Annotated in this window: 4 protein-coding genes; 2 read left to right on the top strand and 2 right to left on the bottom strand. The window is 49.3% G+C overall.

The features are described from left to right. Positions 1-5525 precede the first annotated feature (5525 nt). Positions 5526-6674, top strand: coding sequence for a lactaldehyde reductase (fucO, locus tag MXE39_RS08655; protein WP_246978247.1), 1149 nt, complete (start codon positions 5526-5528; stop codon positions 6672-6674). A gap of 3102 nt (positions 6675-9776) precedes the next feature. Here fucO and MXE39_RS08650 read toward each other — a convergent pair. After that, positions 9777-11270: an aldehyde dehydrogenase family protein gene (locus MXE39_RS08650; RefSeq protein WP_246978248.1), complete on the bottom strand. Its 1494-nt coding sequence runs from the start codon at positions 11268-11270 to the stop codon at positions 9777-9779. Between the two features lie 693 nt (positions 11271-11963). Between MXE39_RS08650 and MXE39_RS08645 the strand changes: the two genes are divergently transcribed. Further along, complete coding sequence (locus MXE39_RS08645; protein WP_247073987.1) at positions 11964-12176, top strand: hypothetical protein; 213 nt, start codon at positions 11964-11966, stop codon at positions 12174-12176. Positions 12177-12822: 646 nt separating this feature from the next. On the opposite strand, the gene MXE39_RS08640 is transcribed toward MXE39_RS08645, so the two are convergent. Continuing rightward, positions 12823-13632, bottom strand: a complete 810-nt coding sequence (locus tag MXE39_RS08640) for a hypothetical protein (RefSeq protein ID WP_246978249.1) — start codon at positions 13630-13632, stop codon at positions 12823-12825. Positions 13633-13820: the final 188 nt, after the last annotated feature.

Raw genomic sequence — 13820 nt, 5'->3', positions numbered from 1 at the left:
CTTCCATTACTTCTCTTCCCATCATTTCATGGCACGGTTCCGTATATTTCCAATTACTTCAGCCATATTCTCCACATTCTTTCTCTGCCCTCTATTCCCTGAATTCTTGTTATGGCACAGCATAGTATGTCCGTACCTGATGCTGGCATAGTCACTGACACTTTCACCATGACCAGTCACTCAACTTTAGCAAAGCTACCATAATATACTTTGCATAACGTTATGTATTGAATATTCAAAGGCATGCGCATAAGGCTCTGCCATGTATGCTGCCGTGCAGCTTGCAACGCTACAGCAGGGCATGAATCCACATGCAGTTCGACTGCATGTCGCGTCTCTGCACAGTTGAGAGCAGATTTTGGCAGGAACAGGTCTGATGACGGAGCTGATGACAGGCTGTGTACTGGTTATGTGCAACCTGAAGACAGTTGATTGATTTGTGTGTGAATGGATTGGTGGTGGGATTGATGGATTGATGATGGTTGTCAAAAAGAAAAGCAGGCGCACTACAAGGTAATACGCCTGCCATGGTACAAGGATATAGAGGTCGGCAAGGACTCACGGTCAGATGAGTACTCAAGCCTTTACAAGCGGATACTGCTGGCGCTCTGGCAGAAAGAATCGGCCAGCCAGTATGCTACGCCTGATGCGCTCCTGAAATAAAGTCCAGACACCGTGATATGGAAGAGATGTCTGCAGTGATGAGATTTGCAGCAAGATAACGCATCTGCAGGTCAGGCAGCGGTTATCAGGAATGGCATTTTGATGCCGGCTTTTCTCACCCCTGGACAAGAAGAGGGGCTGTGCCTGCGCCGAAACGTCTATGACACCATGCCTCTGCATATTTGCCAGGAACAACGATCAGGGCCTCCAGTGGTCGCGGCAGTCCCTGAACAGTACTGACCGGTATCAATTACCCCGGTCAATACTAAATCTGAAGCATCTGGCCCCGGTGTTATCGATCGAGGCCAGTACAACACAATGAAAAACTTTAGTTGCCTGCTTTCCCTGGGATGGGATGCAGGTATATCAGACGCTGCGTACAGGCAATGAGCCCTGATGATATTCATTGACGGCTTAGAGCCAGGTGTAAAGTAAAGCTCTTATCGACTGATGCTGTCAGTCGGTCAGACCTGTGCACCGGCGGATAAAGGCTCGACTTTGCAGCACAGCAACATGCCTCTCTGGCATTGTGTCTTTGGCACAGATACACAGAAAGCTGTTCACAGCATGGACACTGCTCGGGCCTTAATCATGTTCAGGGCATGAAAACATACTCATAACAGAGCCGGTCAGAGCCGCGATATGCTGAGTGTGCTCATGTCAGCAGCAAATTTAGTAAATCCTTATGTTTGTCTTAACAGTCCTTATGTCGGATTAACAGAATGTATGCCTGTTTTAATACTGCCGGAAGCATGCACTAAGCAAAGCATGCCCCGGCAAGACTGTTCTGGACAGCGGGTCAGAACTGTCCAGGGACAGATTGCTCAGCTGGACTGAGCACTCAGGCCCCCATTCACAAAGACAGAAACGCTTTACAAACTATCCCATGGAGCGAACTCCTTAAGCGTTCCTGACGGACAAGTTGATGTGGTCAGGATCAAAGCATGGTCGTGTCCGTGTGCCTTATGGCACTCCTGTGTACGGGTGCAGAGAAAGTGTAATTGATAAGCCATGATTTTACGGGGCAATCTGATACGCTTTTTCATATCTGTAAATAAATTTGGATCCCAGATCACAAGCACATCAAAAACTGGCAGAAAGTTGATCTGGCACACAGATTTTTCTCAAAGCCCGTTACTATCAGGCTTCTGACAATATAAAGCACCAAAAACACCACCATAAATGCAGCAAAAAGTGCATTTGAGCAAAAATTATCAGGATCCTAGTAATACACCATATCCTATATATAAGGCTTTCTGACCATCACTGGTCACCAAGTGTTGCTCCAATATTAGACAGCCAAAATGCCATGTATCAAACGCAGCCCTGCCAGACGTTACCTCCCGGTAATCTGCAATGATGTTGCGCATCACCGTGCAGCAGACACAGTGCAATGCGCCCCAGCTGAGCCGCCAACAATAGGAAACGGTAAAAAGCATGGCGGATGACCAGACACATTACATGAAGCCTGCCAGCTCCATGGCTGCATGTCCTCACCACGCTGAACATCACCGCACATGGATGAAGCAACCCTTTAGCGTCACCCCTTTTACCGGAAGCAGGGACCTTCTCTTTATGTAGCAGTCACCGACTGATGAAACTGCATTGTCCGCACTGCCACGTCTGCCCAGCCATATCTGCCCTGACGTGTCCGCCCTGTCATATCTGCCCTGCAGTGTCCGAACTGCCGTGTCCGCCCTGTCATATCCGCCCAGCTGTGTCCGAACTGCTGGGCAGCCATGCCACGTATGCCCAGCTGTGCCCTGCCTGCTGTTTCGGCCATGCTGACTGAGGCTGTCAGCTCCTTATCGACCGATGCATAAGCAAGGTTATCTAAGACCAGCATGTTTTTTCTGCTACAGCACTACATCACAGCCTCTTTTCAACTTCAGCCCCAATCTCTGTCTTATCGAGGCAAAGCAATTATTCTCTCTGTGGCTATCTAAGCACATGTACTGGTAACCATCCATGTGACAGCACCTGTATCAATCATGTCTCTATACCTTCGGTATACGCAGGTGTACGTATACCTGAGCAAGCCTGTGCATTTTCAATATGCTCCGGAAGACTGCCAGCATCGACTCTGTCATACCTGGCACGGCTGCACATGATGAACGTGCAACTATAGCCAGGCCAGCCTTGCAAATAGCTGGCAGCTACTACGCTGTAAGGTTTACCCCAATCCAGCAAAAGGCTACTGACTGATAAAGATCTGGCTGGAGAAAAGAGCTGTAATGCATCTTCAGCTGCCTTCTCAAAACTTCAGGTATAAGGAGACGCCAGGGCTGATGCTGCCGTGCAGGCTGAGGATAGTAGGGTCGCCTGTGCAATCTGGCACCATATCCCTAAAGGGGATGTCCTTAATGCTTAATGAGTGTCCCTCACTGGTGTCAGCTTGTTCCTCGAAGTGCCACTTTAAACGGAGCGCAAAGCTAAATCTCATGTGCCTCCCACCTGAAAGGTGGGGCTCAGGGCAGATTACATATGGCATCTACCTGCAGCTTCCCATGCTGGTTATGGCATATGGCTGACGCAGTAATGCTCAATTCAGTTTTCCGCTCTTGCGGCATGGTGCACTCACTCTTTTATAGAGCACATGTCTCGATGCTGTATTCAGTATCTCTTAGGGCTGAACCATTGCTCTATATTCAATAAGCAGGATTGTCTGGTGTTAAGGATGAATTTGATGTTTGAGATCCAGTCAGTCTGCTGGATGTTGATGAATTACTGCCACTCCTGCAAATGAGAATGGGTTTTAGGGTGCCTTAAGAGCAAAGTGCACATCAGGTCGGCTCGCTTGCATGCTTACTTGCTTGCCTACTTCCCTGCCTGCTCGACTGCCTCCTTCCTGCTTACTTGCTTGCTTGCTGAGTATTGCCGATGGCATCTGGCGGGCGTATTTCTTGGCTGCCAGCTGCATGGAACTGCGAATGGTCAGCTTACGGCTGTGATAATGAGAGCGACAGTGAAAAGCGACAGCGAGGAGCAGCAAGGCAAGGGGCCAGAGATCTGATGGAGTAGCGGCTGTTGAGGGTGGCGTCCAGCGGGATAAGCAGTGCTGTGCGCAGTTGGAGGGACTGGGGTTGTAAAGGGTGTTTTTGGGACTGCGCTTAACTTACAAAAATCATTAAAATGCATGTAAGGACACTACAGTGCATTTTTGAAGTGACTGCAAAAACGCCTTTATCAGCAGCTTTTTCCTGAGGCAGCGTAGCGTTTGCTGGTTGCAATGTTGCTGGAAGAGTCATGGGGTGCGCAGCAAATGGCAGGATGTTATGTATGAAAGATCTCGTGCCCTTCTGGTGATGGCATGTAAACAATCGTTATTTTTATGAGCTTTACGCACGATTGAGGAGGTTTATGCCGTGCTCGTGCATATTTATGCGGCTTAATGATGTGGCAGCTATGGGCAGCTGCCTGAGCTCTTGCAGACGTGGGCTGTCTGATTATCAGTGTTTGCTGTTTGTGGCTTTTTGTATGGCTCAGGTAAATGATGCAGCATGAGTTTAATATAGTGTAGTTTTTCTACAGACACGACAAAACAGACAGATAAGGGATAATGGTATTTTCAGTCCGGGAGTACACTCACTACTATAAACTTGTAAATATGAGCGTATATAAGGGATATTGCGGCGATGGTTGTGCCGCCATTACAGTACTTTTGGTCAAGTGACAGTATGTCTTATATTTTGAGCCCTGCAGGCGTATTTTTGTGCGTAAAACAAGAAGCAGCTCACAGTGAAAAAAGCCTCGTAAGGCGCATACCTACGGGCTTTTTGAAGCCTTTTGTTGATAATTTCCAGATGCAAAAATCAGGTGATAAAACGTATCTACAGGCAAAATCAAATCCACATCTCGTTTTTCCGTGACCGGGTACCAATATAAATGCATCGTTGACATTTCTACCCATGGATCCCAGTTATAAGCACTTTTTAAATCAGATTAATCAATTGCAGGAAAGCGCATTCCCACGTGGAACCATCAAAATAATTTACCAATGCGCGATCCTTTTTTACCATTTTTACCAGGTGCGATCCGAAAAAATTAAGCCACACCGATGCAGGGACGGCCTCACAGGCCAGCAAGCCCGGCAAAGGTGAAATGAAAATTGATTGTTCTTAAGGCAGTTTGTCTAAAGTGCATGCAAAGCCGGCTGAATTCTTTGTGAATCTCCCGACGGTCATCCAGAGGGCCACCACACCGGTGGCGACGGCACCGAAAGGAACAGAGACCACAGGCTCATATCAACAGAGCGGGTCCTTAAACACAGAATAACCAGAGCAAAAGCACAACCGAAAGACAGGTGATTTTAGTTGCCGCAACGGTAGTGCAGGCAAGGACGATGAAAGACCAGCCCGGAAACGCTGTTTCCGACCTGACAGCAGGGTAAAGGCTCCTCCCCTGTCACAGCACAGATAAAACACTGTGACACAGGCTGTAAAGAATTCAGTTGAAGCATGCAGTAAGGAAAGACTGCCTGCCTGATTAAGGCACGACACGCCCGGGCAGGAACATCAGTAAAAGCCGGTCACTGTAAGGACCGGGATTACCTCAAAAGCATTACCGATTTCAAAAGCTCTTTGATCAGACACTGTCAGTCTGGTCGCCAACCGCCCGGTCACGGACGGCTAAACAAAATCTGGAGTTTGATACCTGCGGTGCGTGGGTTGTGAACTTGCAGGCTATCAAGTATCAGAGAGTACTTCCATTTACCACCGGACAGACATGGTGACTGCTCAACGGCATCCAGGGCGCTTTGCAAACTTCCGCCTCAGATGACAAAACAGTTACCGCCGAGCAAACGGCAGCAGGTCTGCTCAGAGCGCAGTGGATCTCTCAACGACATAAAGTAGGATTGATTTATGGCTAATCGTATTATTCTCAACGCTGTTTCTTATCACGGTAAAGGCGCTATCCAGCACATTGTTCCTGAGGTTAAGCAGCACGGCTACAAGAAAGCCTTCATCTGTACTGACCCAGGCCTGGTAGAGCACAAGGTTATCAACAAGATCACCGACCTGATGGATGAGGCAGAGTTAGCATACGAGATTTACTCCAACGTACAGCCAAACCCAACTGTTGAGAACGTACAGAGCGGTGTTGAGGCATTCAAGGCCTCTGGTGCTGACTACATCATCGCTGTAGGTGGTGGCTCCTCAATGGATACTGCCAAGGGTATCGGTATCATCATCGCCAACCCTGAGTTTGCTGATGTAGTATCCCTCGAAGGTATGGCCCCAACCAAGAACCCAACTGTACCTCTCTACACCGTTCCTACCACCGCCGGTACCGGTTCTGAAGTTACCGCCTACTACGTAATTACCGACACTGCCCGTGGCCGTAAGTTCGTATGCGTTGACGCCAACGCTATGTCCTGCGTAGCAATTATTGACCCTGATATGATGATGTCCATGCCTAAGGGCCTGACCGCCGCTACCGGTATGGATGCCTTAACCCACGCTATCGAAGGTCTCATCACCAAGGCTGCATGGGATATGTCTGACATGCTCCACATCAAGGCCATCGAGCTCATTTCCAAGCACTTACGCGGTGCTGTAAACAACACTGAGGAAGGCCGTGAGGGTATGGCTCTTGCTCAGTACCTGGCAGGTATGGGCTTCTCCAACGTAGGTCTGGGTCTGGTACACGGTATGGCTCACCCATTAGGTGCAACCTACAACACTCCACACGGTGTTGCCAACGCCATCATCCTCCCTACCGTAATGAAGTACAACGCTGACTACTCCGGTGAGAAGTATCGTGAAATCGCCCGTGCCTTTGGTGTAGCCGATGTTGATAAGATGCACCAGGAACAGTACCGTCAGGCTGCTATCGACTGCGTAGTACAGCTCTCAAAGGATGTAGGTATCCCTCAGAGCCTGCACGGCATCGCCAAGGAAGAGGACCTCGACCTCCTGGCTGAGAGCGCATTTGCCGACGTATGTACCTCCGGCAACCCACGTGAAACCTCTGTATACGAGATTCGTGAGCTCTACAAGTCCTTACTGTAGTCTCTAATCTGACAACTCAACCATAAGAAAGAGGCAGGCTGCAGCATCCTCCATCCAGCCAAAGCAGCCTGCCTTGCTAACAGACTCACCGCATCTAAAGCTGCCGGGACCGCCCTGCAGCTTTTTTCACTTCAAAAGCCATAAAAACAGGATCTGCGCATCCCGCCCAGATCGGCACATCCCGGCACAGTCGGGCACAGCAGGTAAAGCCCCGGAACATACCGGCACATACCTGCATCCCGGCCCAGCCGGGCACAGCAGGTAAAGCCCCGGAACATACCAGCATATACCTGCATCCAGGCACAGCAAGGCTAAGCAAGGCCCTGCCCCGGAACCTTTCCCTGCCATGCGCAGATACAGAGCTCAGGCCTGCCAGTACCAGTGCATCTCCAGCAGCTGCATTAGCCGCCAGTGGCAATGCTATGCCCCGGTCTGTGACCTGCCTGCCTGACGGCGATGCTATAAGATAATCACCAATGTCCTTCCATGGCTCTAACCAAATGACCTGCCCAAATGACCTGATAAGCAAATCTGGCCACAGAACATAATGGATCCGGCACAATGAAGCTGCATCCCAAAACTCAAAGCATGTCATTGCTCCAGTCTCCGCACAGAATCATTACTTTCAACGTAGCTGCTAATATTGCCCAGACCTGCCCCATCCTTGACCCTTCCACTGATCCAGCACTTACTCTTTCCATGGGCACAATTGGCCACTTGGGGTGCAGTGAGTAAGAGGCTCTAATGACACGTTTGCAGCTGACGCCCCAGCCAACACATGTGGTTTACAATAGACCATGATCATCCATGGCAACTGGCACCCACATCAGGATACTGCATTGTTTTAGAATGTATCTTTATACAATCTAAAATGTATAGTTAAGCCATAAAATCCCATGACAGAGCTGTAAAGTCTGGTATCGCATTATCCGCGTTAACCATTCATAATTGCTTGAAAAACGGTAAAACCATGCCTGAACCACAGCATTTTCATTGAAAAACACCCCATATCAACATCATTACCACCAATTAGACAGATCCTGCCATATAATAAGATACGTACATATCCCTAATTACTCCTTACATTTAAAGCTGCATTATTATGCTTTCTAAAACGGTTACTATTACAGGTAAAGACAAAGTAGGGCCAAGAGAATCTTTTTGATGACATTTGCCATTATGGTCATATTTGACGGCCATCATCTTTTCCTGGATAGGGTATTACCTTTCTGCTGGCTGCCATATCATCACCTTGCACATAACTGTCCTTTACCCTCCACCTAACCTAACTTCACCCCATCCAATCCAATCCCATTCCATTCCATTCCACTCAACCTCACTTCACCCCATCCAATCCCATTCCATTCCTCTTCACTACAGTCCACTACACTCCATTACTTTCCACTCTCCCCGCAACGGCCTGCTCCCCGCCATCCCCGGCCCTGACAGGCAGTGCTTATACTGCACCGTGCCTGCTGAAAAGGAGCAACACATCAGTAAGTACATGAGCATGGATAGCCGGGCCAATGCAATGATGTAAGGATTCGATGACAGACAGCCATGTAGCTGACTGGTCCCACAGCCGCTATGAAACCTTCAACAGCTGTGAGGGCACTTACTGAGTGAAAAGGCCTTAAATTCAAAGGCCATCGGATTAAATCAGCCTGCAGAAGCTCTATTCCTGTAACTCGATCTCACATCTTTCCAATGAAGAACAATATGAGTACGTCATGACCATGGCTGTGACTCAAAGAGCCCATGGCTAAGCCTCAAGCCTCTCCCCTAATCAGAGAGACACCAATGCAGTTGAAAGCAATGGGGGTATGCAATAGCTGCTGCAGAGTGCAGAAAGGGAAAGGGAAAGGACGGCTGGTAATAGTCGCTATCTTGAGGCCAGCCACTCACATAATTTCAGTGGTGAGTCTCAAGGACATGATGGGCGCAGGCAATGATGTACAGGCAGCAGATGGCATATACAGCTGCAGTACACCTAACAGCTGTACAGCACAGCTCTTTTCCGGCTCATTGCCAGTTTTGCACTTATGCTCTTTGATGTGCATAAAGTGCATAACTAAGGGATTTGCCAGTCATAATGTCCTCTGCTGACGGCACCTTTGCCCTTACATGACTAATGCTGATCTTTCCCACAGGACAAGGCCGGTCACGACATTGCTGAAGGTCAATCTCAGCCATCAAGCTGATTATCAGCAGTTCCGTATGCAATGGGCCGTGGGCAGGGCCGTTGGCAGAGCCATGTTCATAACCATGTGATGCCGGGGAATAAGGATGTCAGTGGTTACTGCCAAAGGGAGGGGGCACAGTTCTCAATTTGCCAGCACTTTAGTAAGCTCTTCGGCTGAGCTCATTGACAAGGATCAGCTATCTGAAAGGTACGGTGCCCGGTTGAGGATCACAAATTGTGAGCAGCTGCTGCCCTGACAGGCAAAGTACAGGGCGGATAAGGAACTGCGCTGTTTGGGTACGCTGTCCCTGGAAACATAAGGCAGGTTATATCGGGCAGGATAAGTGTGATAGGAGGCAGATTTGGCTCTTTGACACAAATGATGGCGAGACAGGACGGGCAGCCGGTCAGCAAGGCAGCCGGGCTGGCAGGCATGAGCGATTGAAACGCCAAATGGAGATTACAGGCTCGAGAAGGGCTTAGCTCTGCTTATTGGTGAGTCGTGAGCTGAGACCACTTTCATACCTTGATGACGTAGACAGTGAAATAAGCTGGCACAGCTGGTGGAACGGCATTAGAGGCAGGATACAGGGAAAGCAGCCCTTGAAAGGACAATCTGATGTTCACAGTTTTTGCGTGAACTGGTGACTCATAAATCGAAAAAGCCGTACAGTCTGGTGACGGTACGGCTTTGAGCCAGATAATTGAGGAAAAAGGGGGACTGCTCATCAAACCGGGATACCTGCACAGATACCCCTGGTATCACACGGCCTTTTGAGCAGCCGCGCCCTGAAAATGCATCCGTTTATGCGGCCCATGTCAGGTTTTGCATTCCTGTATTTAAAGCTCCCCTGCGCTGGACAGAGCGGCAGGGGATCCATGGGCAGCATGCTGATAACAGATGCTTGAGGTGCCTGTTACTATGGGGCTGGATAGAAGCCAGTTGGCTCGGTAGACAGATTGATGAGGATGTTCTTGCACTGGGTGTAGTGGTTGAGAACCATCTTGTCAGTCTCACGACCGATACCTGACTCCTTGTAACCACCGAATGGGGAACCTTCTGGAATCTGATTGTAGGTGTTAACCCACATACGGCCGGTCTGTACAGAGCGGGCTACGCGGATAGCACGGTTGATGTCAGTGGAGAATACAGCGCCACCCAGACCATAGATGGAGTCGTTAGCCATGGCAATAACTTCTTCCTCGGTCTCGAAAGGAATTACTACAGCAACTGGGCCGAAGATTTCTTCCTGAGCTACGCGGCACTTGTTGCAGCCCTTGAGGAGGGTAGGACGTAAGAAGCAACCGTTAGCCAGCTCGCCTTCGGTGATACGCTCACCACCGGTCAGAACTTCAACCTTGTCCTCTTCCTTACCGATGCGGACATACTCAAGAATGTCCTTGAGCTGCTTCTCATCGATCTGGGCGCCCATCATGGTGCACTCCTTCCATGGGAGGCCTACCTTTACAGACTCAAAGCGCTTGATGAGTTCTGGTACAAACTTGTCCCAGATGCTCTTCTGTACGAAGATACGGGAACCGGCACAGCATACCTGGCCCTGGTTGAACAGAATACCGAGGGTAGCGCCGTCGAGGGCCTGCTCCATACGGCAGTCGTCAAAGATGATGTTGGCACTCTTGCCGCCCAGCTCGAGGGTGGCTGGAATCAGGCGCTCAGCAGCTGCGATGGCAACGTCACGGCCGATTTCGGTAGATCCGGTGAAGGCCAGCTTGGCAAAGCCCTTGTGACGTAACATGAAGTCACCAGACTTGGAGCCACGGCCGGTTACTACGTTGAATACACCAGCTGGGATTACATCCTGTACGAGCTCAGCGAGGCGCAGTACAGACAGGGAAGTGGTGGAGGATGGCTTGAATACGGTACAGTCACCGGCAGCGAGAACTGGAGCGAGCTTCCAGGCGGCCATCAGGAATGGGAAGTTCCAAGGAACGATCTGGCCTACAACACCGATTGGCTCACGGAGGGTTACAGAAAGGAATGCGTTGTCGAGGATATTGGACTCGCCTGACTCAGCAAGGATAACGCCTGCAAAGTATCTGAAGTGTCTGGCAGCGTAAGGGATATCAATGGCCAGGGTCTCACGGATTGGCTTACCGTTATCGAGAGTTTCGATTAAGGCAAGCTCCTTGGCGTTGGCATCGATGATGTCAGCAACCTTGTTTAATACATCAGCACGCTCACGGGCAGAGCTCTTGGACCAGGTCTCAAAAGCCTTGGTGGCGGCAGCTACTGCTGCATCGACGTCTTCCTTGGATGCATCGGCAAACTTGGCCAGTAAAGAACCATCAGCTGGGCAGCGGCTCTCTAAAGTGGCACCGTCAGAGGCTGGAACCCACTGACCACCGATGAAAAGCTTGTAACACTCCTGGAACTTGACATCTTCCTTGTTCATTATCATGCACCTCATATTTGCATTGAACTAACTAAACTGTGTGCTCAGTGTATTGAAAATATGCTGCGTCAGATTATTAGTTGATACGGTTTTGCATCAGACTTGAGCGTATTGAGATATGGATCCCACGCTCGTCAAAAAGATAAAAATCTATGAAGCAGCGCACAGTTTTTTTGCTATTACCAGAGAAATCACGTCCGTGGCCCCGAAAAAGTGTCGATTTTTGTCTGAAAATCACCTTTTGAAAAACATTATCGACTTAAGATTTCCCTCCATGACGTCCACTCGATGATAAAAGGCAGTCTGTTAATTCCCATGTAAGCCTTGTATATATGCCATGCACAGTAATCTTGTATACAAGCAGCCACGTAAATGATGTCCAAAATACAAGCACCAAAAGTACCATTTCTTAACTCAAAACTGCCCGCATTTTTTCAGACCATATCTTGACAAACTGACAACTTACCAGGACTTTTTGTCCAACTATAACCCCACAAATAGTCCTGCAGTAGCCCGTACCATAAAAAGCCATACATCCAAACTGTTACCATTATGAAAAAACAGCACCCATGCCAGCCAAATTCATGCCTTAAGCACGATATTTAACCTGTTTATTAAATCCTTAATCCGGTGCATACTCCCGTACCACCCCAGCCAGAACTCCTGCCTCATACCGCCATTCCAGCTCCTCAAATGATACTTTTTGAAGCATTTTTGCCAGCAAACCGGTACTTTCAGTACCAGCATTATATGGTTGAAAAGCCAGCAAGAGCATTGCCTGGACAGGCGGGCAGTGTTGCATCAAGTCCCATCAGCTCACTGCCCCGCTATAACAGCTCCAAAAGTACCGCTCACCGCGACGTCACCATGTATACAAGTCGAAGCAATATCAAAGACTTGCAATAAAGCTGATAAAACAGCCTTCACAACACCTTAAATTTCAGCCATCACAGCTCCAGAGCTACGTCAGCAGACTCAAAACGACATCACAGCGCACCGCAAACAGAGAATTTATGCATTAATCCATGCAACAGTAACCTGGTAATAGGCATCATGCATACAGATCAAGGGCTGATACCCTCACCAGGACAACAACATAAATGCAGCTGCATTTTTCAGCCATCAACATCATGCATGCATGCAACAAGCTCACAAGCCTGCATCAAAGAGAAGTACAGTTCCCCAAGTAAAGCATTAGCCTGCCTGCCAGGAGCAGGATGATCGACAACGCACACCCATAGTAATGACCATGGCAATGACCATGTCCCTGCCCAGAGCTCTCTGCAAGCTATACCCCCAACATCACTCTCCGCAGGCCGCTCACATGAATCAGGTCCAGATCACCAGGCTGTAACAAACTAAAATACTTTGTAAAGTACTGTCTAAACCACTGCATCTTTTTCAGATCCTGCAATTACAAAGGGCAGCCCTGAGGCTGCCCTTTGTCATATTGGTGAAGCAAAGAAGTACATATTGCTGCGTGTGCTAAGAAGATTAGGATAAAGACCTAAGACCAGGCACTCTCAATATCCGGATATGAAAGGTCACCCGGTCAGTACATGGCGTCACGCAGAGAAACACAGCGCTCTATGCAAAGTCGTGCAAGAATCTTGAAGTCCTCTACTATCTGCTCATAGATATACTCGCGCAGCGGCAGTGCTCTGTCTTCATCTGACAGATTGCGCAGGAGGTCCATGCGGTCCATACGTCGATCAAGCTCCAGTGACGGCATCTGCTGATAATCTTCACGTGGCTGTTCCTCAAACTCGTCAAGCAGCCATGTAGTTGAAAGATTGACCGGCAGTGTTTCAGCCCAGTTGACAGGCAGTGACTCGAGGTTAACTGCTGCATTGCGATTCTGCAGATAGGAGATATAGAGGATCACATCAAGAGCATGGTAGCCAAAGGCCGTAGTTTTGGCACCAGCTGAACGGCCCTCATGAGCAAGGCCATAGTAGTCAAAGAAGAACGCAATTACCCTGTCTATATCTTCGAGCAGCTGACCGTGCAGACAGTCGTACGGAGATACTGTTGCCTCACTGCCAAAGCAGCTTGCATAGTCCTGATAGCGGTCATCAAGCTCCATATCAACCAGGTCCTCATCACCACAGCACTCCATATCGTCACAACCACAGGCATCAGCATAATGGGACGCTGAAGCCCCGTCAGCCCAAGCATCAGCACCGAGCGAGCTGATTCTACTGTGCTGAGAACCTGCCAGCACGAAATTGAGCAGTTCCAGGCCAAGGCGTCTCATATCAGCATCACTGTAAGGCATGGTCATGCCCTGCATAACTGAACGCAGGTCCTTGAGGGCAGCCTCACTGTTTGCACCTGATTTAACTGTCTTACTGTCACTCATAACAACAAACTCCTGTAGACAACCGCTGTAAAGTCTACAGCATCAGCCACAGGGCTCCCACAGCCATCTGCCAAAACCAGGACAGGGCTCACGCCCCTCACCAACAAAGTCCCCTGCCAGAGTGCAGCCCGCCATAAAAGCGCAGCCCCGGCCATGGCATCCATGGTCGGGGCCGCAATGGCCGGGAG

This window comes from Anaerobiospirillum sp. NML120511, from assembly GCF_023050955.1.
Lineage (GTDB): Bacteria > Pseudomonadota > Gammaproteobacteria > Enterobacterales > Succinivibrionaceae > Anaerobiospirillum.
This window is presented reverse-complemented; position numbering and strand designations above follow the sequence as displayed.